The 22,494-nt window shown below is 56.2% G+C and carries 20 protein-coding genes and 1 tRNA gene; 8 read left to right on the top strand and 13 right to left on the bottom strand.

Annotated elements, in window-relative coordinates:
• Positions 1–4 precede the first annotated feature (4 nt).
• The 3 genes from HNR64_RS04035 (at position 5) to HNR64_RS04025 (ending at position 3,504) form a co-directional block, all read left to right on the top strand.
• Positions 5–367: a cupredoxin domain-containing protein gene (locus tag HNR64_RS04035; protein WP_204995261.1), complete on the top strand. Its 363-nt coding sequence runs from the start codon at positions 5–7 to the stop codon at positions 365–367.
• A complete protein-coding gene (locus tag HNR64_RS04030; protein ID WP_204995260.1) occupies positions 364–1,788 on the top strand; it encodes a hypothetical protein in 1,425 nt (474 codons plus the stop codon). Before HNR64_RS04035 ends, HNR64_RS04030 begins: the two co-directional genes overlap by 4 nt.
• A gap of 123 nt (positions 1,789–1,911) precedes the next feature.
• A complete protein-coding gene (locus HNR64_RS04025) occupies positions 1,912–3,504 on the top strand; it encodes an ABC-F family ATPase (RefSeq protein WP_204995259.1) in 1,593 nt (530 codons plus the stop codon).
• Positions 3,505–3,518: 14 nt separating this feature from the next.
• Here HNR64_RS04025 and HNR64_RS04020 read toward each other — a convergent pair whose 3' ends face one another.
• The 9 genes from HNR64_RS04020 to hemP all read right to left on the bottom strand — a co-directional run bounded on the left by HNR64_RS04020 (position 3,519) and on the right by hemP (position 11,228).
• Positions 3,519–4,280: an ATP-binding cassette domain-containing protein gene (locus HNR64_RS04020; protein WP_204995258.1), complete on the bottom strand. Its 762-nt coding sequence runs from the start codon at positions 4,278–4,280 to the stop codon at positions 3,519–3,521.
• Positions 4,277–5,299: a FecCD family ABC transporter permease gene (locus HNR64_RS04015; RefSeq protein ID WP_239547568.1), complete on the bottom strand. Its 1,023-nt coding sequence runs from the start codon at positions 5,297–5,299 to the stop codon at positions 4,277–4,279. Before HNR64_RS04015 ends, HNR64_RS04020 begins: the two co-directional genes overlap by 4 nt.
• Positions 5,277–6,146 carry a heme/hemin ABC transporter substrate-binding protein gene (locus HNR64_RS04010; RefSeq protein WP_204995257.1) on the bottom strand — a complete coding sequence of 290 codons (870 nt, stop codon included), beginning with the start codon at positions 6,144–6,146 and terminating at the stop codon, positions 5,277–5,279. The genes HNR64_RS04015 and HNR64_RS04010 overlap by 23 nt, the downstream gene beginning before the upstream one ends.
• The gene (locus tag HNR64_RS04005; RefSeq protein WP_204995256.1) at positions 6,133–6,555 is read right to left on the bottom strand and encodes an ExbD/TolR family protein; all 423 of its coding nucleotides are present in this window, start codon (positions 6,553–6,555) and stop codon (positions 6,133–6,135) included. Before HNR64_RS04005 ends, HNR64_RS04010 begins: the two co-directional genes overlap by 14 nt.
• The gene (locus HNR64_RS04000) at positions 6,552–7,121 is read right to left on the bottom strand and encodes a MotA/TolQ/ExbB proton channel family protein (RefSeq protein WP_204995255.1); all 570 of its coding nucleotides are present in this window, start codon (positions 7,119–7,121) and stop codon (positions 6,552–6,554) included. Before HNR64_RS04000 ends, HNR64_RS04005 begins: the two co-directional genes overlap by 4 nt.
• A complete protein-coding gene (locus tag HNR64_RS03995; RefSeq protein ID WP_204995254.1) occupies positions 7,121–8,155 on the bottom strand; it encodes a hemin-degrading factor in 1,035 nt (344 codons plus the stop codon). Before HNR64_RS03995 ends, HNR64_RS04000 begins: the two co-directional genes overlap by 1 nt.
• Before the next feature lie 12 nt (positions 8,156–8,167).
• The gene (locus tag HNR64_RS03990; RefSeq protein ID WP_204995253.1) at positions 8,168–8,878 is read right to left on the bottom strand and encodes an energy transducer TonB; all 711 of its coding nucleotides are present in this window, start codon (positions 8,876–8,878) and stop codon (positions 8,168–8,170) included.
• Positions 8,872–11,001 carry a TonB-dependent hemoglobin/transferrin/lactoferrin family receptor gene (locus HNR64_RS03985; RefSeq protein ID WP_204995252.1) on the bottom strand — a complete coding sequence of 710 codons (2,130 nt, stop codon included), beginning with the start codon at positions 10,999–11,001 and terminating at the stop codon, positions 8,872–8,874. The genes HNR64_RS03990 and HNR64_RS03985 overlap by 7 nt, the downstream gene beginning before the upstream one ends.
• A 62-nt stretch (positions 11,002–11,063) precedes the next feature.
• On the bottom strand, positions 11,064–11,228 hold the full coding sequence (hemP, locus tag HNR64_RS17445) for a hemin uptake protein HemP (RefSeq protein WP_084498074.1): 165 nt from the start codon (positions 11,226–11,228) through the stop codon (positions 11,064–11,066).
• Between the two features lie 249 nt (positions 11,229–11,477).
• On the opposite strand from hemP, the gene HNR64_RS03975 reads away from it, so the two are divergent.
• Positions 11,478–11,873, top strand: a complete 396-nt coding sequence (locus tag HNR64_RS03975; protein WP_204995251.1) for a GreA/GreB family elongation factor — start codon at positions 11,478–11,480, stop codon at positions 11,871–11,873.
• Between the two features lie 250 nt (positions 11,874–12,123).
• On the opposite strand, the gene HNR64_RS03970 is transcribed toward HNR64_RS03975, so the two are convergent.
• The 4 genes from HNR64_RS03970 to HNR64_RS03955 form a co-directional block, all read right to left on the bottom strand.
• Positions 12,124–14,385 carry a TonB-dependent receptor gene (locus HNR64_RS03970; protein ID WP_204995250.1) on the bottom strand — a complete coding sequence of 754 codons (2,262 nt, stop codon included), beginning with the start codon at positions 14,383–14,385 and terminating at the stop codon, positions 12,124–12,126.
• A gap of 19 nt (positions 14,386–14,404) precedes the next feature.
• Entirely contained in the window at positions 14,405–15,289 is an 885-nt protein-coding gene (locus HNR64_RS03965) for a DUF1295 domain-containing protein (RefSeq protein WP_204995249.1), read from the bottom strand.
• A gap of 360 nt (positions 15,290–15,649) precedes the next feature.
• Positions 15,650–16,627, bottom strand: a complete 978-nt coding sequence (locus HNR64_RS03960; protein WP_204995248.1) for an SMP-30/gluconolactonase/LRE family protein — start codon at positions 16,625–16,627, stop codon at positions 15,650–15,652.
• Positions 16,624–17,598, bottom strand: coding sequence for a winged helix-turn-helix transcriptional regulator (locus tag HNR64_RS03955; protein WP_204995247.1), 975 nt, complete (start codon positions 17,596–17,598; stop codon positions 16,624–16,626). The genes HNR64_RS03960 and HNR64_RS03955 overlap by 4 nt, the downstream gene beginning before the upstream one ends.
• 141 nt (positions 17,599–17,739) lie before the next feature.
• Here HNR64_RS03955 and HNR64_RS03950 point away from each other — a divergent pair, with 141 nt between their 5' ends.
• The 4 genes from HNR64_RS03950 to HNR64_RS03935 all read left to right on the top strand — a co-directional run bounded on the left by HNR64_RS03950 (position 17,740) and on the right by HNR64_RS03935 (position 22,377).
• On the top strand, positions 17,740–19,212 hold the full coding sequence (locus HNR64_RS03950; protein ID WP_204995246.1) for a carotenoid oxygenase family protein: 1,473 nt from the start codon (positions 17,740–17,742) through the stop codon (positions 19,210–19,212).
• 72 nt (positions 19,213–19,284) lie between these two features.
• The gene (locus HNR64_RS03945; protein WP_204995245.1) at positions 19,285–20,988 is read left to right on the top strand and encodes an AMP-binding protein; all 1,704 of its coding nucleotides are present in this window, start codon (positions 19,285–19,287) and stop codon (positions 20,986–20,988) included.
• 5 nt (positions 20,989–20,993) lie between these two features.
• Positions 20,994–22,229 (top strand): acetyl-CoA acetyltransferase, encoded by a 1,236-nt coding sequence (locus HNR64_RS03940; protein ID WP_204995244.1) that lies wholly within the window; start codon positions 20,994–20,996, stop codon positions 22,227–22,229.
• 71 nt (positions 22,230–22,300) lie between these two features.
• Positions 22,301–22,377: transfer RNA gene (locus HNR64_RS03935), tRNA-Pro, on the top strand.
• Positions 22,378–22,494: the final 117 nt, after the last annotated feature.

Genomic DNA, 22,494 nt, shown 5'->3' with positions numbered 1-22,494 from the left:
CACCATGCGCACAGTTGCATTAGTTCTCAGTAGTGCGGTGGTGCTGGTGGCGCTGTGGTGGGGGCTGAAACCCACCACCTCAGCACCGAGCGAACCACAGTTGCGACAGTATTCACTGGTGTTCAGTGGCCAACAGTACCAAGGCCCGGCAACGCTCACCGCTTATGCCGGCGACACGTTACGTTTGAACGTCGTCAGCGACAGCGACGATGCGATGCACGTACACGGCTACGAAAAACACCTGGTGCTGCCAGCCGGCGAACTGACCACACTGGAGTTCACCGCCGATAGCACCGGTCGTTTTATGCTTGAGCTACATGGTAACGACCTGCAGTTTGGCACCTTGGAAGTGTACCCTCGGCAGTGAAAATTCGACTCGCAACGGCTTTCGCCGTCAGTGTGGGCAGCACCGCCGTGCACGCCCACTCCTTCGCCCAGCCCTACCAGTTACCCATGCCCTACTGGATGTACATCTACGGGGCAATGGCAGCGCTGGCACTTTCCTTTGTTGTGCTGGCGTTTTTCCTGAGAGAAACCCCCAACGCTCAGCAACCGCGACACCTGCTGCTTGGCCAGCTCAAGATGCCGTGGCTGCAGCGGCTGTTTCAGACCGCTATGTTTGCCAGCATCGTGTTGGCCATTGTTGCCGGCCTCATCGGTAATCAGGACAGCTATCGCAATATCAACATGACCTACTTCTGGATCGTGTTTGCCCTGGGCGGCTGCTATTTGAGCGCGCTGGTGGGTGGCTGGTACGACGCCGTAAACCCCTGGAAGGTGTCTGTAGAAGTGCTGTCAAAACGCTGGCCCGTTTTTGGCAGCGGCTACATCGCCTACCCAAAGCGCCTCGCCTACTGGCCGGCACTGGCCCAGTACATGGTGTTTATCATTATCGAGCTGTTCGGCGATACACGGCCGTTTTCACTGTCAGTCATTCTGCTCGCGTACACGGCCTTAACCCTGCTGGGTAGCTGGCTGGTCGGGAGTCGCCAGTGGTTTTACTACGCCGACCTGTTCTCAGTGCTATTTCGTGTGATCGGCCATATGGCACCGCTGCAAAAAAATGCTGAGCAGCGTTGGGTGCTGCAGTGGCCGTTTGCCGGCTTAATCGGCCAGCGCGCCACGCACCCGAGTTTGCTGATCTTCATTCTGTTTATGCTGTCGTCCACCGCCTTCGACGGATTAAAAGAAACGCAGCTGTGGTTCAACCTATTCTGGAAAGACCCTTGGAATATTCTCACCCCGCTGCTCGGCGAGCACCCAATCTACGCCTACCCCTATTTGCGGCCCTGGTTCATCGCGTACGAAGTGTTTTGGTTGCTGCTGTCGCCACTGCTGTATTTGGGATTGTTTCTCGGCTTTTTATGGCTGGGCAAGATGCTCAGCCGCAGCGACCTCCCACTCACTGAGCTTACCGCCCGGTTCAGCTATAGCCTGCTACCCATCGCACTGGTCTATCACATCACCCACTACTACACCTTGCTGCTGAATCAGGGGGTGAAAATTCGCGGGCTGATCTCCGATCCCTTTGGCTGGGGCTGGAACATTTTTGGCAATGCCATTACTGGCCGCCTGCCTATCATTCCCGATATGGGCGTGGTCTGGGATAGCCAGGTTTGGCTGATACTGATCGGTCACGTGGCCAGCGTTTGGTTGGCTCATGTCGAAGCTCTGCGCTGCTTCAATAGCCGCCGCCAGGCCACACTCAGTCAATTCCCGATGCTGGCACTGATGATTGTATTTACCGGCTTCGGCCTGTGGATTCTGGCGCAACCCCTTAAGGGCTAAACGCTGCGGAAATAATGCGCCAAATCGCCCTGGGCGTTCGACCTCGCGCGCTGAAAGGCTTATAGTGCGCGCCTCTCTGCTCATCGATTTACGCACTGCCACGCGCAGGCTCAGGATACTCTGTTGATCTCTACTGCAAACATCACCATGCAATTTGGTGCCAAGCCGCTGTTTGAAAACATCTCAGTGAAGTTTGGCAACGGCAACCGCTACGGGCTTATTGGCGCGAATGGCAGCGGCAAATCCACGTTTATGAAAATCCTCGACGGCAGCCTCAAGCCCACCTCTGGCAATGTGTCGTTAGATCCGAACGAGCGCATCGGCAAGCTGCACCAAGACCAGTTCGCCTTCGAGCAGTATTCAGTGATCGATACCGTGATCATGGGTCACACCGAGCTTTGGGAAGTGAAACAAGAGCGCGACCGCATTTATTCGCAGAGCGAAATGTCAGAAGAAGACGGAATGAAAGTCGCCGAGCTGGAAACCCGTTTCATGGAAATGGATGGCTACAGCGCCGAGAGCCGCGCCGGTGAAATTTTGCTGGGCGCGGGCATCGACCAAAGCCTGCACTTCGGCCCAATGAGTGAAGTCGCCCCCGGCTGGAAATTGCGGGTATTGCTAGCGCAAGCCCTGTTCTCCGACCCCGATATTCTGCTGCTGGACGAGCCCACCAACAACCTCGATATCAACACCATTCGCTGGCTGGAAGAGCTACTGAATGAGCGCAAGAGCACGATGGTGATCATTTCCCACGACCGGCATTTTCTCAATGCCGTTTGCACGCACATGGCGGATATCGACTATGGCGAGCTGCGCGTCTACCCCGGTAACTACGACGACTTTATGATGGCGGCGACCGCGGCGCGCGAGCGCTTACAGGCCCAGAATGCGAAGAAGTCTGCACAAATTGCCGAACTTCAGCAATTTGTAAGCCGCTTCTCCGCCAATGCCTCCAAGGCTAAGCAGGCGACCTCCCGCGCTAAGCAAATTGAAAAAATCCAACTGGATGAAATCAAAGCCTCCAGCAGGGTCTCGCCCTATATCCGCTTCAAGCAGGAGAAGAAGCTGCACCGCCAAGCGCTGACGCTTGAGAGCGTTGGCCACGGCTTCGATGACAAGCTATTTAGCGACGCCACCATGATTATTGAAGCGGGCACTCGCCTGGCAGTCATCGGTGAGAACGGCGCCGGTAAAACGACTTTTTTGCGCTGCTTAATGAAGGAGTTAGCAGCCAACGAAGGCAATATTAAGTGGGCCGAAAATGCCAGCCTGGGCTACTGCCCTCAGGACAGCAGCAATGACTTTGACAACGACCTCAATCTGTTCGACTGGATGGCGCAGTGGCAAAAGCCCAGTCACGACGACCAGATTGTGCGCGCAACGCTTGGGCGCTTACTGTTCTCTTCCGACGACTTCAAAAAGCAGGTTAAGGTCTGTTCAGGCGGTGAGAAGAACCGCCTGCTATTTGGCAAGCTGATGATGATGGACTGCAATGTTCTGATTATGGACGAGCCGACTAACCACTTGGATATGGAGTCGATTGAAGCCCTGAACCTGGCGCTGGAATACTTTGAAGGCACACTAATCTTTGCCAGCCACGACCGCGAATTCGTATCGTCGCTGGCCACCCGTGTTGTTGAAATCAAAGACCAGAAGCTCAACGACTTCCAGGGTAGCTACGAGGAGTACTTGGCCAGTCAGCAGCTCATCGGCTGAGCGAGGACGAGTGCCTACCTCGCCGCGCAGTCCAGCAGTGATGCCATCACTTTGCGGGGCTGCGCGGGCAACATAAACACCTCGTCGAGCAAGCGCTCGTTAATCACCGCCGCAGCACCGCCCTGGGCGACGAGCCGGCCATTGCTTAATACCCAAACCTGATCGGCAAAACGGTGCGCCAGCACCAAGTCATGAATCACACAGGCAATAGCAAAGCCGCGATCTCGCAGCGACTCAAGTAAGGCCATCAGCGCAAATTGGTGATTCAAATCCAAGGCATTGAGCGGCTCATCGAGAAACAGATAAGCGGGGTCACCTGCCTTTAATGATGGCAGCAACTGCAACAGCACCCGCGCTATCTGAACCCGCTGACGCTCGCCGCCAGACAGGGACAAATACTGGCGATTAATAAGCTCAGCGGCCGAAAAGTATTGCAGGCAGTGTTCGATATCCTCGTCGTTGGCAGCGAGTAAACTCCCCATTGCCACAACATCCCTGACCGTGAACGGAAAGAGCAAGCTTTGCTCCTGGGTCAACACTGCCCTGCGCCGCGCTAAAGACGCTGCACTATAGGTGGATAGTAATTGCCCATCTAAACTCACTGTTCCGGTATCCGGCCGTTCACCACCGGCTAACAAATGCAGCAACGACGATTTACCCGCGCCGTTGGGGCCAACAATGGCCAGCAATGTTCCCGGCGCTAACTCGCCGCTGACATCGTTTAGGATATGTTTGCCTTTTTGCGCCCACCCCAGTCTCTCTGCCAGCAAACTCATAGCCGCCTTCCCTGAGAAATCAGCAAATACAGGAAATACGGTGCGCCAAGCAGGCTGGTAATAACGCCCACAGGCAGCTCCGCAGGCGCAACCACCGTCCTCGCCAGCGTGTCGGCAGCCAATAGCAACAATGCACCTAGCAGGGCACTGCCCGGCAATAGCCATCGATGTTGAGGGCCGATAAGCATACGAAGCAGGTGTGGCACCAATAGACCAACAAAACCGATAACGCCGCTCACTGCCACACAACTGCCAACAATTAATGCCGCCAGTATAACGGTGCGACGCTGTAACTGGCGGGGGTCAATACCGAGGTATTCGGCGCTGCGATCACCCAACTGCAAGACATCCAATTGCCGAGCACTTCGTGTTAGCAGCAACAAGGCGGGGATCAATACACTGCAACACACGGCAATTTGCGTCCACAGCGCGCCGCCCAGGCTACCCATTGTCCAGAAGCTGAGGCTGCGCAATTGCTGGTCATCGCTCAAATACGTGAGAAACCCAATAGCTGCACCACAAAGGGCGTTTATCGCCAACCCCGCCAGCAGCAGCGCCGCAACACCGCCGCCGCTGCGACGAGCAAAAAGAAATATAACGATGCAGCAAATCAAACCGCCGCTAAATGCGGCGATGCTTATGCTGTACAGTCCCAGCAAACCCCAGCTGGACGGAATGGCAATTAAACTGATGGCCACGGCGAGCGCCGCACCGTTGGCAATGCCCAGCAGGCCGGGGTCAGCAAGCGGGTTGCGAAACAAGCCCTGCATCGCCGCGCCCGATGCGCCGAGTCCTGCCCCAACGATGGCCGCCAAACACAAGCGCGGTAGCCGGATATGCCAGAGTATGGCGGCCTCTGGATTCTGCCACGCCCGCCACTGCCAGTGCTGCCACTCGACACTGGCCGCACCGACGAAGGCAGCCAGCATCAACGCAGCCAATAAGCAGGCCATTAATAAGCCCAGCACGCGATACGCCGCATTTGGATGACGCGTTTCAGTAATCGCGCTGGGCATCATTTTCGGGTTCGCCGTGTAGTGCATTGAACAGAGTGGTGGCGGCGTCAGCCGTACGCGGACCAAAACCCAGCAATAGCAATGCATCCATGCTGAGAATGCGCCGCGACTCAGCGGCCGGTGTTAACGCCATCCCGGGCTGGCGCAACAAGCCGTCGACACCACCAAACTGCTCCAGTCCCTGGTCAGTCACCACAATCCAGTCTGGCGCTGCACTCACTAACGCCTCTGCCGTCATGGGTTTGTATGCGCGTATCGCGTCGGCAACATTCCGCCCGCCCATCAGTTGAATCATGCTGTCGGCAGCGGTATTACGCCCCGCTATCATCGGTGCGCCACCACCGTGATTCATCACAAACAGCACCCCAGGGCGATGCGATAACCGCTGACGCCGCTCGGCAAGCGCGGCGAAATCCGCTTTGAGCGTTGCAATAATATCCTCGCCGGCGGCCACGGCTCCCAGCAACGATGCTAGCCGGCGAATCTTGTCATACAACTGCTCAGGTGTCGGCGTTGCCTCCACTAGCTCCAGTTGCTGACCAGCGGCCTGGATCTGCTGCTTTACTGCAGGCGGGCCAATGTCGGCATTCGCGATGATACGATCTGCCGACACCGACAATACGCCCTCGGCGGACAGGGCGCGAAGGTAACCCAGCTGGGGTAGCTGACGCACCTTCGGCGGGTAAACGCTGGAGCTATCTACTGCCACCACGCGATCACCGGCGCCGAGCGCAAATACAATTTCTGTTACATCTCCGCCCAAGGTGACCAGGCGCTCACTCGCGTTACCCAGACTGGAGAGCAATGCCGCGCCAAAGGCCAGTGCCACGGCGCGCTTATTTATTCTCATTAAACATTTCCCTTTGGTGCAATAATTGAACGCGCTCGACCTGCGCTTTTTGCAGGGCATCGAGCAGACTGACCAAGGCCTGTAATGGCGCCTGCTGGTCGCCGGCGATGAGCAAGGTGGCATCCGCACTCGCCTGATAACGCGCCAGAAGTTTGGGCATCAGCTCTGCGGTGGTGGAATAGCGGCGCTCGTCCAATACATAAACGCCTGTCGCATCCACGCTTAACTGCAGCGGGCTATCGGGCATCGGCGACGACTCGCTGCCCTCGGCCTCCACCAGTGCTACGGGCATTGGCGCCACTGCAGCGCCGGCAGTAAGTAAGAAAAACAACAGCAGAATGAAGAGAATATCCATCAACGGCATCAGCTCCATCGCTGCGGGCTCTGCAGAGTCAGGCAGTTTGATCATGCAAGCTCCACGCGCAGCGTCGGCGCTGCCACTTTGGCTCCAGCCATATCCAGCGATCGCTGATTGAGTTTTGCGGCCCAGTTCTGCAGTACCACTCGGCAAACACTGTTTTGCAATGCTGCCAGCACGGCGGCAAGCAGTGCGATGGACAAACCCACAGCGGTCGTTGTTAGCGCCTGCCACAGGCCATCGGCAAGCAGTGCGGGATTCACCGCGCCGCGGTGTTCACTAAGGCGGTGAAACGCGGCCATCACACCGATGATGGTGCCCAGCATTCCCAGCAGCGGGCTTACCGTGGCCAGGCCACGCAATACGTTTTGACCGCGCAACCACTGCGTGGAGAGCATTTGTAAATGCAGGGCCAGCACTTCATCGCGCAACGCTTTGTCACACTCGCGGTTACTGTCTAGCAAATTCAGGGCATCACTATAGGTTTGTTGCCGATGCCAAACTGCCCACACCGCAAAACACAGGCGCTCTCCCGCTACAGCGAACAACAGTAAGGCGCAGCAGATTAACGGCCACGCGAGTACGCCGAGAGTATCAATGGAAAACATTGCCATCATCAGTCAGCCAAGGTCTGCAACAATTCGCGCCACAGCGGCAATTCGGGTTGACCGGGTTTGCGGCGCCCAAAGAATGTGACGATCAGTTCACCGCCCGCGCCATAGACCTCCAACGCGGAGACCACACCATCGACGGTGGGCTTGCGAGTAAGCCAGCACGCGGCGACCGCATCTTCCTTAAGGTGAAGATTGAAACGTGGATCCAATACGTTAAACCACCCCGGTGTCGCGCGCAGATTAGTAACCGGGCCACTGTGAATCTGAATGCAGGCGCGGTTGCCTACAAACACCATAATTTCACATTGGCTATCGCGCGCCGCTTCAAGCAGACGACAGGGAGATTCTGTGCTGAGCGGCTTCGCAAGATCGTCGCTGACCAAGCGCAAGGCCTGCTCACGCTGCACCTTGTAGGTCGCGAGTAAGGCGTGAAAATCGTGGGTGTCTTTCAGCGCCCGCCACGCGCTCTCGAGTCCCTGAATATCAATGTCACTGTCAGCGAGAGGCGGCGACGGCTCGGGGTAGGCCTCCAACGCCAGCTCTTCAACCTGAGGGCAGTCAGAAAATTTGCTGACCAGGGCTCGATACGCGGCGGCGTCCGAAGCGTCGGTCAAATAGATTTTGTGGGCCGCGGTTCCCGAACGATCAAAAAACTGCAGACTGTGACGGCCAGATTCCTCGACCGCGAAAATACTCGACCAATGGTGCATGAATAGTCGCAGGTCAATCTCTTCGTTTACAGCAAGGCCCATGCTGCCGTTGAAACCGATTTTTTGGTAGCAGCCTTTGCGTTCATGCACACAGTGTTCATTACGGGTCAGGGCCATTACCTCGCCCAGTGTTTTTACCTCTTTCAGTATCGCCTTCGCATCATTGCGTAAACGTGTGACGCCAAGGCCAATACGACTGGCGACCAACTCCGCCTCTGACACTCCCAGCGATTCAGCGGCATTGCGCGCACGAAGTGTTTTCCCTTGTTGCTGCAGTGCTTCGTAGCGCTGCAGCAAACTCTGGCCGTCCTTTACTAAGGTATCCATACACCCTCCATATCAATTGAGTAAAAATTCGATGGGTACTCGCATCCACTGTCCCTGCATGGGGCCTGGGGCAAAGCGCCACCGAGATACCGCGGCAAGCGCGGCCTTATCCAGCAAACCAAAACCAGAAGACTCAGCCACCTTCACATCGCGCAGCGCACCACCACTGTCGATCAACACATGCAGAACCACCATGCCCTGCATACCCAGCTCAACGGCACGGCGCGGATAGCGCGGCGCTCGTCGCTCAACCACCTCAGCCTCGGCCAACGCGGTGGGCGTCGACGCCTGATTTTGGGTTTGCTGTTGCGCGGCAACGGCATCGGCTACCTCGCTTTCCTGCGGTGAGGCTTGTGATATTGGTTCGCGCTGCTGAGTTTGTTGGGCCTCACGTCGGGTGCGCCGCGGTGCCGGTGGTGATCGATGGCGGGCGGGCTGTGCAAACGATTTTTCTCGCGGGGGCGCAGCGAGCGCTTGTTGAACCGGCGGCGACGCCTGCGATGCTGGCTCGTTTGCTGTTGCGTTATCCGCCGTGTTTTCTGATTCCGGCTGAAATGATGGTGACACCAGATTTACACCCACGGGAACAGCGACGGAAACCGGCGCCGTGTCGGGTAGCAACGCCGGCGCAAGTACGTGCATTAGCCACAACGCCGCAAGTGCGCCAGCGGCACTAAGCCCCTGGCACACCCGCGCTGGGTAGGTGCCCGACGACACTACCATTGATAACTCACTCTCGCCGTTAGGTTACGCTCCGGCGCGGCAGTGAGTGCAACGGGCCGTTGGTAGGTCTCGTCGGTAAGGTTGTTAACGCCGAGATCAACCGTCAGCGACTCCACCGGTGACCAGCGAGCATAAACATCGTGAACCTGGTAGCTATCGCGCCGCAGCTCGTCCTGTGGCACCTTGCTGGTGGAGTCAGCAAAGCGACTACGCAAACCGATCTCGGTGTTAATCGCAGCGACCTCGTAGGCCAGACTGATCGCGGCGGTACGCGGCTGATTGCTAACCAGATACTCGTCGGTTCGGCTGTTCTTACCCGTGCTATATGCCACACTCAAACCCAGTTGCCAGGGCCCAAGTCGGTAGTCGGCAGTGGCATCCCAACCCCGAATAACCGCATCAGAAATATTGCGAGATTGTGTTGTGCCGCAACAGGGTTGACCAGAAAACGGCGGAACGAAGTTCACCTCCAGGTCGATGTAGTCTTCGGCATCAACATTGAAGTAAGCCGCTTTAACATTCAGGGCATCCCCCTCTCGCCAAACATTTTGAAAGCTCAAGCCCATCCCCAGCTCTGCGGTCAAATTGGTTTCCGGCTTTAGGTTTGGGTTAGGCACAAAGCGGTTACAACCGCCCGCACCGGGAATGTTTAAGCAGAAGTGATTTCCCGTCGCGTAAATTTCGGTCATCGTCGGCGCGCGAAATGCCCCGGTATAATTGGCAAACAGCAGCAGCCAGTCCTTTGGCGCAAGGCTGACACCAAACCTTGGCGACCACTTGGACGCATCAATTGAGCTCGCCGGATCCGGATCACTCGCACTGCCCGGCAGAGGAAATGGCAACGGCCAGCCCGCGCCACCCGATACAGCCCCCTCGCCCTGACGTTTGGAGCGGTAGCGGTCGTAGCGAGCACCGGCGAGCAGCAACCACTGCCCCGCCGCATTCTGCCACTGCCACTCTTGCTGGGCGTACACGGCGGCAAAGTCCGCCTTGGCGTCGGGGATACCGTTGGCTTCACCGTTTGCGGAATCTGAACCGCGCTGCTCCTCTCGGTAGGCCTCAATGCCATACACCGTGACGCTGTCACCCGACTGCCACAGCTGTTTGTTTTCCAACTTCACACCATCGGTGATCAATTGACGTCGACGCTCGTCACCCTGCGCACCCATGCCGGTGGCGACGGTCAGTGTTTCCTCCAGGTCCGTGTCTACGCGATAGATCTGAGCGTCGAGATTAACGCCCTCGTGGTCTGGGTTCTCATAGCGATAACCGAGGCGCCACAAGGTCGAGTCAATGCGTTTATCCACCAGCTCCTCACTGTGATCGTCGCCAACTCCCAGCTGGGGATTGTTAGGCTCTTCAGCGTCGCCGCGATAGTGCTGGGCACTGAGTTTCAAGCTGTGAAAATCTGCCAGTGTTATGCCCAGCTTGAACAAGCCGCTGAGCACCTCATCATCGGCCGGCAGTGTGCTGCCGTCAGAAAGATCGACGTCACCCGACTCGCGTCGACTCACTGACAGCAAACCATCCATGGCGGCGGTGCGACCAAATACACTGGCGGTCTGGCTGCGTTCGTTGTCGACAGACTGATAACCCGCCGCCAGCTGACCGCCGACCTGCTCGCCCGGCGCCAGCAAATCCACCGCGTCGACCGTTTCCATCGCCACCACACCGCCGAGCCCGCCGGAGCCATAGAGCATGGAACTCGCTCCGCGTATCACCTCCACCCGCCGCAACAGCGCGGGGTCGACAAAGAAGGCACCGTCGTGCCCGGATTCAAAACGCTGGCGAACACCGTCGAGCAACACGAGCACGCCGTCGCTGTCGTAACCGCGCATCACCAGTGTTTGACCATTGCGGCGCGCACTGCCCGCAACCTCTACCGACGCCAGGCTATCGAAAATATCGGCCACTCGTGAGGCAGAGGCATGCTCAGCCGAACGCGCATCAACAACGTTGCTCATCAGCGGCAAGCGATGGCTGTCGCGCGCTGAGCGGGTGGCGTACACGGTTAATTTATCGGTGCTAAGCAGTGCCGTATCGGCGGGCTCACCTTGACTATCGGCGAGCACAGGAAGAATAGTAAGACTGCCTGCCAGCAGCCCCAGTCGCGCAATTCGCATAGTTGCTCCAAATACGATGGCGTTGCTGGCGACGTGCTGGCTGGCCTAATTTTGAGATGAAATTACTTGGTTAAAATCAATTTTCCCTGACGAGTAATTCGCAGTTGATATTGCTCGCCGGCGTGCAAAATACGCAACGGGCCTTCCTTGCAAAGCAACTGCGAACTCTGCACAACGTTGTCACGAATCGTGACATAGCGCTGGCTTGAGCGGCGATCCGGTTCCACATCAAACTCCCTAAACGTTAATGCGAACTATTATCATTTAATTTGTAAGTGGCGTCAACTCCCCAACCGCGCCCTTGCCTTTTATTTTGGCCGGGCTATGCTGTCAGCTCACTCATCGACTTCCCGGCAACCATGAAACGCAAGCTCAAGACCTGCACAACACCACTCAAATTTCTCTCCTAAGCCGGGGAGTTAGTTCGCTCTCCGGCATGAAGGCAAACACCTTGTTTTCACCATTGGAGGGTCGACATGTCTTCTCGCGAGACTACCCAAACTACCAAGCGCAACATCGCCGACAAACGTGAATCGCTGCTCCCTGTACAACGCTTATCCGGGCTTCTGTCCGACACGCCAATTTTCAGCCAGCCCGCTGAGTTACTGGCAATATTGTGCCGGCTCGAGCAGGCATCTGTGGGAGATAACCGGGTACAACTGGGTGATCACGTTCTACTTGAATGCGGCGAATTTAACGAATTACTGTGCGTCAAATTGGTGTTACCAAAAGACGTGACACTCAGGCACTACCACCTTTCTGTGTTTTCGCCGCTGGGCAGGGCCGTTTACCAACAGCCACTCGGCGCAGAGCTGTCCATCAAGATGGCCCGCCGCTCGGTAACGTTCCGACTGCTGCATTTCTACCGCTAATCATCGATGGAGGGAAACCCGTTATGGAGCGTTTATCGCGCCGCACGCTTTTTTATTCATACATGAATGCGATCAGCAGCGCTCGCAACGCGGCGCAGCATGGCGCTGGATCGTGGGAGAATAAACATGGCCAAAGAAAAGCCGAAAAAAACCGCCCAAAAATCGCTGAAGGATAAACGCCGCGAGAAGCGCGAAAAACGCAGAAACAGCGATTAACTCAGCCATTCGGCGCCGCCCCGCGGCGCCGTTATTAAAGCCGATACTTCAGGCTGACATCTAACTGACGCGGCGCAATTGCCTTTCCAAAATGCGCGCCACTGAGTGTGGGAATATCGCCGCTGCCTTCCAGCGCATGTTTGTCACCGGCATTGCGCAAAAATGCCTGCAATGACCACTGCTCGTCGTCATCGGCGACGCGCAGGCGCAGATTATAGGTACCAAACTCACTTTGAAAATCTATCGGATCCTGGTCGGCCTGCAGGTACTTATCGTCTTCATATAGCACGTCGACGCCAAACAGCACGTTCACCGGCCATTCACCGAGGTCATGAAAATAATTCACGCTGAAATTTGCTTTCCACAACGGCGCATTCGCCAACGGTCGCCCGGTTAGGTCACAGGGCGTGTCTTCACCAGCGGGACAAGGGCCATTTTCATAGTCGGTAAAACTGGCATCAAGATAGGCAACGGCGAGGTTGCCTGAAATACCCCAGGGCGTCACGAAGGCCGATTCCAACTCGGCACCTTTGGAGATCGCCCCCGCTGCATTGGAGATGCGACTGACATTGCCTTCAAAAATAGTAAGCTGAAGGTCTTCGAATTCCGTGTAAAACGTGGCGAAATTGAGTGAAGCTGCGCCACCGAAGAAACGGGCTTTCGCGCCTAGCTCATAGGTCAGCGAGGACTCAGGTTCTACTTCGGTTATTTCAGCGCGAACCGCAGAACCACTGTAGCCACCGCTTTTAAACCCCGCCGCCGCGCTGCCATAAAACGTAATATCGTCACCCGGAATCCAACTGAGCGACAACTTGGGGCTAACATCTTCATCGACGCGTTTATCGATAAGGCGATATTCCTCAGCGGTGACCAGCTGAGTAAAGATGGGGCCATCGATATCGGTGCCCGCGGTGAACATTTGCAGCTGTTGGTCGACGTCCTTCTCTTCACGCGACACACGAATACCACCGGTTAACGTCCACTCCGGCGAAAAATGCCAGCTTGCCTGCGCGTAAGCCGCCGTACTGAGGTTTTCCTGGTAGCCGTCAATCAACAGCCTCTCTCCCGGCCCACCGCCAATCACTGAGGCCAAAATGGGGTCGAGACTCGCCAGCAGTCCACTGGTTGCCGATAGTCCTGTCAACAAATCTTCAGGATTCGGCGCGGCGTCGATAATCACGCGAATACGGGTATCGCTGGTGGCGGCGTAAATACCCGCCACGTAATCAAACTTACCGTCAAACATGCCCAGCGGAGAGACAATGCGCAGCTCGCTGCTCAGCTGTTCATAATCCTCAGCGTTCAAAAAATACAGCAGAGGAATAGGTGAAAAATCCAAGTCGCTATTGGACTCCTCTGCGATGGTGGTCAGCGAATTTATCCAGGCAAATTCATGCCCCCACAGCTGGGCGTTGAACCGGATATCGTATTTATTGCCATTTTGGTAAGTCTCAGCAGGATAGTCCTGCGAGCTCAACTCATTGGAGGGGTCCAATTCAACACGCGGGTCATAGAACTGCATCAGCTGAAACTGCTCGGGCGTTGCGATTTGCACCTGAAAACTACCGAGACGAAACTCCTGATTAGTATCGGCCGCGGCGAAGGTAACATCCAGCCAGTCGGCAATATCCCAGCGCAGCTGCACGCGACCAATACGCGCATCGACACTGCCCTCATCGCGGTCCAGGGTGGTGTTGTACACGGCGCCATCGCGCTGGTTAATTAAGCCAGAGGCGCGTAATGCCAGCCTGTCGTTAATAGGAATGTTCGCGGTTACGCTGTATTTATCGAGGTCTTCTTCGCCCGTTACCAGCTCACCTGAGAATTCCAACTCCTGGCTGGGCTGGTTGGAGCGAATACTGATCGCACCTGAGATCGTATTTTTACCAAAAAGTGTGCCCTGAGGGCCTCGCAGAATTTCCACCGAGGCCACATCGAGAAAGGCCGCATCAAGAAACGCCAGGCGGCCGAGGTAGACCCCATCCAAAAACAGGCCAGCCGATTGTTCAAAGCCTTTATCAAAGGGCGAGCCCAAGCCCCGCACCTGCAGGCTGGTAAAAGGCGCATGACTAAAAACGCTGAGATTAGGCGTGAAGTTGGAGATGTCTTCCATATTGCCAATATTGGCATCTGCCATCATTTCCGCCGACATCGCCACCACCGATATCGGCACCTCCTGGAGGCTTTCTTCACGTTTTTGCGCGGTAATAACGATCTCTTCGAGCACCGGTGAGCGCGCCATCAAGTCTGTGCTCAACAGACAAAATACACTAGCAAGCAATCGCTTCTTCATCATTTATCCACTGGCCTCAGTCTTATCGCGCTGGCGGGCGCATCACCAATACCGGTGTATTGGCTTTGTATTGTTCATAGTCCACTTGACCACCCCACTTATCGTCGGCGCGTTTCTCAAGCAGCGGTACGCCGCTAATACGCGTGAGCAGCACCACGACAAACAACGGCGAAATCATCGTCACCCACTGCCAGCCCTGCAAACTGGGAATCGCCACAATCGCGACACCCAGCCAGAGCACAATCTCGCCGAAGTAATTGGGGTGGCGCGACCAACGCCACAGGCCAACATTTATAAATTTACCGGCGTTCTCTGCTTGCTGGTTAAAACGGGTTTTCTGCGCGTCGGCGATCGCTTCTATCGACAAGCCCGCCAGCCACACCAAGCCACCAGCAATCGCCCAACTATCGATGTCAGGCGCTCGCGAGCTGGTGATCGCCGCGAGCGCTGCCGCCAGAGTGACGAACACCCAAAGTCCCTGCAGCGTCCAGGTAACCAAGAAGCGAGACCAAATAGGTTTAATTTCATCGAAGCGGCCATCTTTACCCGCACGTTTTACTCGGCGAAATAAGAAAGGCCCGAGGCGCAATGCCCAAATGAATACCATTGCACTGAGCAGTATCGACCGGGGAGCGGCCTCTGCCAATGAGGCCGACGACGCCAGCAGCGCAAGCGTAATAACAGCCAGGTAGGTAAGACTGCCGGTAAGGTCGTAGTAGTGCTCGGTTTGGAAAATATACGATGGAACAAAAATCAGCCACTGCACGAAAAACGCCAACCCCGCGCAGGCCAACATCAGCGGAACACCGGCAACCTCCAGGCCACCATCGCCGCCAGCAAGGGCAATTGCCACGGCAATCAGCACCGACACCAGGATCACCGCCAGCGCAATTAATTTCTTCTTCATGGAGCATCTCCTTCAGCTATCCACCGGCTGAGCACCAGACGTTAACTACATGCATACTTCTATGATGAACGATTAAGCTGCCTGCTCCTGGCAGTGACTACGCTGCCAAATGACGCTGCCGAAACATCGCGGTTCAATGGGATATTGAGCGGCTTACCCGTGGGCACAGGCGCACACCGAGCGACCAATTCTCCTGACACCTCGACTTTTATTCTTCGTCATTATTTCTGAAGCAAGGCTCGCACATCATTTGCCAGCGAACCGGCAAATGCAAGTAAGTTACTCAATGCAAGATGCGTGCATTAGGTAAGCCAGCCAAAGAAGGTCTACGTACGCAGCGATAAAATGGATGCGTCCCGCCTAGGGAATAAGCCGATAAAGAGACAGCGCATTGCCGTAGGGCAAGGGGTTAGGAATGAGTAAGCCTTTCTCACTGACGAGTATGTCTGTCGGTTCAAAAAGCGGTGGGCGACCCAGGCGTAACTGGCTGGGGCTATCAAAGCTGAGAGGCTCGCTGCGACTAAGCAAGTCGCCGTCCTGACTGACCAGCGCGACAGCGCCCTCACTGAAAAAACTGAGCAACAGTGCATCGCCTGCGACACTCAAGTCGTCGGGAATGCTGGTGAACTGAAACAGCTCTTCCGGCTCGCCGGCGGAGCCATCAGCGGCAATGTCTACCCGCAGTAGCACACCGAGTGCTGGCGGCAGTAGTCGGCTTGCCGTAATAAACAAACTGCGCCCGACACTCGCAATACCATTGGGTTGATAGCCTGTTAGCGAGATCCAGTCGCTCTGCTCAACAACCTGCATGGCATCACTGGCTGAAAACTGAACCCTAACCACCTTGGGGTCAGGCAGCGTCAAACCCAGTTCAAGCGGCCCGTTAACAACATATAGCTCCCCACTCGGCCCGGCAGCCAAGCCATTGGGCATAGTCAGACCGAGCGGATGGATAAGAGAAAACTCAGGGGCTTCGGTAAGCCGCGCGGCCCACAATCCGCCGTCGTCGAATACGTTGACATAGAGCGTGTCGCCACGCTGAGCCATACCACCAAAACCACTGCCACCGTCTGTACCCACCGAACGAGGCAGCGCGCGAAACTCACCAGACTCTTTTACCACTTCATAGATATTGGCGTTACCCGTGACAAACAAACGGCCACCGTCGGTAAAAAACACATTCTCCGCGCCGGGGATCTCCAATAAACGCTGCTTGCTGCGGCATTGTGCCGTGACACAGCTCGGCGTGAACGTCGTGTTTGCGCTGCCACCGCCAGTGCTACTGTCATTACAGGCGGTCATCATTAGCAAACTTAACAGCAAGAGTGGGCTTTTCATGCGGGCAGCTCTCCTTCCGTTTCCTGTGCAGCTGGGCTGCTGGCGGCAAATTGCACATCCTGTTGTTCGGCAAGCATCTCGCAACTGCCGCACTGCACCTCAATTTTCAGGGCCTGCCCACAAGATTTATGCGTTAGCGTCAGAACCTCGCCCTGTGGCCGCCAGTCCACCGCCCACTGCCGCAAGGCAATGATGATTGGATACAACGACAAGCCTTTTTTGCTCAGTTGGTACTCATAGCGCGGCGGATTGGTCTGGTAACTTTTGCGCTCAAACACATTCACTGCAGACAACAGGTTGAGGCGGTCCGTTAATATATTCGATGCAATACCCAACTGTTTCAGAAAACCGTCGTAGCGGCGCGTGCCGAAAAACGCACAAATCAGTATGAGTAAGGTCCAGCGATCGCCGATCAGATCACTAATCCCCGCCATGGCCAGATCCTCTTCACCGGTAGACTGAGAAACCCGCACACGCCGTTGACCGCTGAGCGACTTAATCGCGGCGATTTGTTGCTCGGTATCTCGCGCCACGGTGGGCAAAGCCATTGAACCCAGGGTTATTGGCTCATGGCAGTGTCCGCACACAGCAACGGGGTGCATCGGCTGCCCACAATGCGTGTGCAGCAATGTGTAAGGCAGGGCATCGCGATACGCAGCCCCGCCCCACTCCAACTCCCATTGCCATGCCAATAGTGAAACGGGAAACAACGCCCGGCCTTTCTCGCTGAGGCGGTATTCAAAGCGGCTGGAGCCTTCGCCGTAGGCATGCTTTTGCAGCACACCCTCTGCAACAAGGGCATTGAGCCGGCGACTCAGGGTCGCTCGGCTGGCTCCGGTGTGACGCCGAAACTCTTCAAACCGCTGGCGCCCCAAAAAGGCATCGCGCAGGATCAACAACGACCAGCGGTCGCCGATCACATCCAAACCCTGCGCAATACTGCTGTTAACAACTAAGTGATTGATATTCATAGATTCTCTATACCCGAGAAGCAGCAGTATAGGGCCAAAGCCACCGTCGCAACAGTCGAAAGCATTGACAGCACAAATTTCAGTATCATAATGCAACTCACTATATCGATTGATTTGGCAAGCCCAACAAGGAATACCGCTGTGACGATAAGCTATAAAAACACCGTCAAACACACGCTCAAACCGAGCCTACACCCCTACCTCAACGGTGCCTGGACACCCAACTTTGACGAACTCACAGCCACCGACCTCGAGGTGATTGGCACCATTCCCAGCGATATCGACGGTGTTTATATTCGAAATACCGAGAATCCCGTCCACGAAGCTATCGGCCACTATCACCCCTTTGACGGCGACGGCATGCTGCACGCGATGGTGTTTAAAGACGGGAAAGCTGAGTACAGGAATCGCTTTGTTCGCACCAAAGGCTTTGACGCGGAAAAAGAAGCTGGCGAGGCCATTTGGGCGGGCATTGCCAATAACCCGAAGGAATCCAAACGCCCTGGCTGGGGCGCCCAGGGCTATTTAAAAGACGCCTCATCGACGGATGTTGTGGTCCATGCCGGCCAGGTTCTATCCACCTTCTGGCAATGCGGCGACGGCTACCGCCTCGATCCTTTTACCCTGGAACAGCACGGTGCAGAGCGATGGACGCCACTGGACGGCATCTCTGCCCACCCAAAAGTGGACGAGCGCAGTGGCGAAATGCTGTTTTTTAATTACTCCACCTATCCGCCTTATCAACACTATGGCGTGGTGGACAGCAACAACAAGTTGGTGCACTACACACCTGTACCAACACCGGGGCCGCGCCTTCCACACGACATGGCGTTCACGGAGAACTACTCCATCCTGGTCGACCTGCCGATGTTCTGGAATCCCACTCTGCTCGAGCAAGGCAAATATCACGCGGAGTACCACCCCGAGCTACCCACGCGCTTTGCCATTTTGCCGCGCTATGGCACTGCCGAAGACGTCATTTGGTTTGAAGCGTCGCCCACCTATGTGCTGCATTGGATGAACGCCTACGAAGACGGCGATGAAATTATTTTGGACGGCTACTTTCAGGATGACCCAGATCCAGCGCCGCTGCCGGGCCTACCGCCGGCTGCGGGTAAAATGATGGCCAACATCGACCTGTGCTCGCTAAAAACACGGCTGCATCGCTGGCGTTTCAACCTGAAAACCGGCGAGGTCAAGGAGCAACATCTGGACGAACGCGCCCTGGAATTCGGTACCTTCAACCAGCGCTATGCCGGCATCAAGTCCCGCTACCTTTACTCCGTATGGAACGAGCCCGGCATGTTCCTATTTTCCGGCCTGGTCAAACACGATCTGGAAACCGGCGACAGTTGGGAGCTGCCCTTTGGCGAACAACGCTACGGCAGCGAAGCGCCGTTCGCGCCCCGGGTAAATGCCAAAGACGAGGACGATGGCTACCTGGTGAGCTTTATCACCGACATGAAAGCCGACCGCTCTGAGTGCGTGTTGATCGACGCCAAAGACATTGAAGCGGGCCCCGTTTGCCGGATTATTCTCCCCCACCGCATTTGCAGCGGCACCCATGCGACTTGGGCCGACGGTAATACCGTGCGTTCATACCAAAACCGCTGAAGCGCTGGTAGTCTGTATGCTCGTGCCGTCATTAGGCGGCCATAACAACCAACAATAAAGAGTGGGGAACATATGGACGCAGCATTCTGGGACGGCCTTCGCGCGCCGGGTATTCCAAATACCGTAGATACTGAAGCCTACAACAACGTGCTGGAAATCATCGAGCAGGCCTTTGCCGAGCACGCCCAGCGCCCTGCTTTTACGGGTATCAATCACACATTGAGTTACGCCGAGATTGATCAACTTAGCGACGCTTTCTGCCGCTACCTTCAGCACCATACCAATCTTAAACCCGGCGACCGCATCGCCATCCAAATGGCCAACCTGTTGCAGTACCCCGTGGTGATTTACGGTGCGCTGCGCGCTGGCTTGGTGGTGGTGAATACCAACCCACTCTACACCGCCAGGGAAATGCGTCATCAATTTAAAGACTCGGGCGCCAAGGCGCTGATCTTCATGAGCACATTTGGTGACAGCGTCGCAGAAGTCATCGCCGACACCGACATTGAAACGGTGATTGTCACCAATCTCGGTGACCTGCTGCCCACCGGTAAACGCCTGCTTTTCAACTTTGTTGCCAAGCACGTGAAGAAGATGGTGCCAAGCTACCACCTGCCACAACAACTGCAGCTGCGCGACGTGTTAGCACAAGGCAAAAAAGCGCCGGCACGCCAACCCGTTTCGCCCAAGCGCGACGACTTGGCCATGCTGCAATACACCGGTGGTACGACCGGCGCCGCAAAAGGTGCAATGCTCAGCCACGGAAATTTGGTGGCCAATATGATACAAATAAATGGCATTCTGGAGCAGCACAACGAACACGGGCAGCCGCTGTTTGATAAAACCAAAAGCGAGAACATCGTTGCGCCGCTGCCGCTGTACCATATATATGCGTTCTCCATGCACCTAATGTCAGCGGCATATAATGGTCAGCACAATATTCTTATCGCTAACCCACGCGACGCAAACACCTTTGTGCGCGCGCTCAAGCCCTGGAAAATCAACATCTTTATTGGCCTGAACACGCTGTTTGTTTCACTGCTCAAACACCCCGAGTTCCGCAAGCTCGACTTCAGCGGGCTGAAGGCCACGAACTCAGGTGGCACAGCATTGGTTCCCGACACGGCGAGCCGCTGGCGCGAACTCACCGGCTGTAATATTGGGGAAGGTTATGGCCTAACAGAGTGCTCGCCGGTCGTTAGCGCCAGTGGCGCAGGCGCCTTCATTAACCCCGAATCAGTGGGGCTACCGGTACCCAACACCGCCCTGAAAACCGTCGATAGCGACGGCAACGAAACGGCACTGGGCGAACCGGGAGAGCTGTGCGTGAAAGGCCCACAAGTCATGCAGGGCTATTGGCAACGCCCGGATGCCACCGCCGAGGTTATCGATGAAGACGGCTGGTTCCACACCGGTGATATCGCCACCATCGACGAGCAGGGTATTGTGCGCATCGTCGACCGCCTCAAAGACATGGTGCTGGTATCAGGCTTTAACGTCTTCCCCAATGAAATCGAGAACGTGGTACTCGAGCACCCTCAGGTGGAACTGGCTGCGGCCATTGGTGTGAAAGACGAAAAAACCGGCGAGGCCGTCAAATTGTTTGTGGTACCCACCGACCCAACGCTGACGAAGGAAACACTGCTGAGCTATTGTCGGGAACAGCTAACCGCCTACAAAATTCCTAAGTACATCGAGTTTCGTGACGAGCTACCGATGACGCCGGTGGGTAAAGTTCTGCGCAAGGAGCTGCGCAAAGAAACGGAAGAGGCCTGACGTTCATGAGCCGCCCACGGGTCTACATTTTAGGGGGAACGCAAAGTGATTTTGCCAACAACCTCTACCGCAGTGGCGGTGATATCGCATCGCTCTTTATCAATACCGTGCGGCAGGGGCTCGATGCCTGCGCGCTCGACCCCGCAGACGTAGAGGTGGGGCACGTAGGCAACTTTGTCTCATCGCTGTTTACCGGCCAGTCTCAACTGGGCGGCTTCTTCGGTCATGTCGATCCCGCTATGGCAACCCTGCCCGCCTCTAGCCACGAGGCGGCCTGCGCCTCCGGCTCTATGGCGCTGCTCGCGGCAATGGCAGACCTGCAGGCTGAGCGCTACGACGTGGCCTGCGTAGTTGGCATCGAAGTTATGCGCAATGTGCCCGGGGACGATGCCGCCAACAATCTGCGCCCCGCCGCCTGGGCGAGCCAGGAATGGCAGGACACACCCTATGTGTGGCCCTGCGCCTTCGACAATATGATTGATGAGTACCAACAGAGATACGGCCTGGATAAACAGCACCTCTACGCCATTGCCCAGCAAAATTTTGACAACGCTAAGCTCAATCCCAATGCCCAAAGCCGGAACTGGCAGTTTGGCCCAGACAGCTTCAGCGACGACGACACCGCTAACCCAAGGATCAGTGGCAATATTCGTCGCCAGGACTGCGGACAAATTACCGATGGGGCGGCGGTGGTGTTTTTGGCCAGCGAACAGCGCGCGAGGGACTATGCCAAGCAGCGCGGTATCGCCCTGGAATCGCTGCCGTATATCAAGGGCTGGGGCCATATCAATGCCCCCATCGCCTTCGCCGAAAAACTGCGCTTGGGCGCAGGCCAGCCGGCCATCTTCCCGCATATACAGCAATTGTTCTCCCAAACCCTGCAACGGGCAGGCATGACAAGTATCAACGACGTCGACGGCCTGGAAGTGCACGACTGCTTCAGCATCACCGAATATATGATTATCGACCACTGCGGTCTGTATTCGCCGGGGGAAGCGTGGAAAGCCATTGAAAATGGCGATATCGCCCCCGGCGGCAAGCTGCCGGTGAACATGAGTGGCGGATTAATCGGCCTTGGGCACCCGGTTGGGGCCACCGGAGTACGCATGGCATTGGACGCCAGCAAACAGGTTCGTCAGACCGCCGGCGGCTACCAAATAGCGGGAGCCAAAAACATCATGACCTTCAACCTCGGCGGCAGCGCAACCACCTGCGCCAGCCTAATTATCGGTCGTGACTAGCGGCTATATTGAGCAGGCGATAGCGCTTTGATATAGTTATTCGCCTCGTCGTTGCCACGCGATTATGCACTCGGAATGTAGCTCAGCTTGGTAGAGCACTGCCTTCGGGAGGCAGGGGTCGGAGGTTCGAATCCTCTCATTCCGACCAATCCCCGAAAGACAAACACGCTTAGTGTGCCAGCCCCCATCTGATTGATTACGGGTGTCATTCCACCCCGAAAGCACCGCCCCTCTTCTGTTTCCTGAACACGACACATCGATGGCT

It is taken from the genome of Spongiibacter marinus, from assembly GCF_016906995.1.
GTDB classification, from domain to species: Bacteria; Pseudomonadota; Gammaproteobacteria; order Pseudomonadales; family Spongiibacteraceae; genus Spongiibacter; species Spongiibacter marinus.
The sequence above is the reverse complement of the archived record's forward strand: the minus strand, read 5'-3'. Positions and strand labels throughout refer to the sequence as shown.

What these genes read in the sequence shown, in the direction of transcription:
- HNR64_RS03960 (WP_204995248.1), bottom strand. Translation starts at nt 16,627, where the DNA reads ATGAAAAGCCCACTCTTGCTGTTAAGTTTGCTAATGATGACCGCCTGT.
- HNR64_RS03955 (WP_204995247.1), bottom strand. Translation starts at nt 17,598, where the DNA reads ATGAATATCAATCACTTAGTTGTTAACAGCAGTATTGCGCAGGGTTTG.
- HNR64_RS04010 (WP_204995257.1), bottom strand. Translation starts at nt 6,146, where the DNA reads ATGAGAATAAATAAGCGCGCCGTGGCACTGGCCTTTGGCGCGGCATTG.
- HNR64_RS04005 (WP_204995256.1), bottom strand. Translation starts at nt 6,555, where the DNA reads ATGATCAAACTGCCTGACTCTGCAGAGCCCGCAGCGATGGAGCTGATG.
- HNR64_RS04000 (WP_204995255.1), bottom strand. Translation starts at nt 7,121, where the DNA reads ATGATGGCAATGTTTTCCATTGATACTCTCGGCGTACTCGCGTGGCCG.
- HNR64_RS03985 (WP_204995252.1), bottom strand. Translation starts at nt 11,001, where the DNA reads ATGCGAATTGCGCGACTGGGGCTGCTGGCAGGCAGTCTTACTATTCTT.
- HNR64_RS03990 (WP_204995253.1), bottom strand. Translation starts at nt 8,878, where the DNA reads ATGGTAGTGTCGTCGGGCACCTACCCAGCGCGGGTGTGCCAGGGGCTT.
- HNR64_RS04020 (WP_204995258.1), bottom strand. Translation starts at nt 4,280, where the DNA reads ATGAGTTTGCTGGCAGAGAGACTGGGGTGGGCGCAAAAAGGCAAACAT.
- HNR64_RS04015 (WP_239547568.1), bottom strand. Translation starts at nt 5,299, where the DNA reads ATGATGCCCAGCGCGATTACTGAAACGCGTCATCCAAATGCGGCGTAT.
- HNR64_RS04035 (WP_204995261.1), top strand. Translation starts at nt 5, where the DNA reads ATGCGCACAGTTGCATTAGTTCTCAGTAGTGCGGTGGTGCTGGTGGCG.
- HNR64_RS03975 (WP_204995251.1), top strand. Translation starts at nt 11,478, where the DNA reads ATGTCTTCTCGCGAGACTACCCAAACTACCAAGCGCAACATCGCCGAC.
- HNR64_RS03970 (WP_204995250.1), bottom strand. Translation starts at nt 14,385, where the DNA reads ATGATGAAGAAGCGATTGCTTGCTAGTGTATTTTGTCTGTTGAGCACA.
- HNR64_RS03940 (WP_204995244.1), top strand. Translation starts at nt 20,994, where the DNA reads ATGAGCCGCCCACGGGTCTACATTTTAGGGGGAACGCAAAGTGATTTT.
- HNR64_RS03995 (WP_204995254.1), bottom strand. Translation starts at nt 8,155, where the DNA reads ATGGATACCTTAGTAAAGGACGGCCAGAGTTTGCTGCAGCGCTACGAA.
- HNR64_RS03965 (WP_204995249.1), bottom strand. Translation starts at nt 15,289, where the DNA reads ATGAAGAAGAAATTAATTGCGCTGGCGGTGATCCTGGTGTCGGTGCTG.
- HNR64_RS03945 (WP_204995245.1), top strand. Translation starts at nt 19,285, where the DNA reads ATGGACGCAGCATTCTGGGACGGCCTTCGCGCGCCGGGTATTCCAAAT.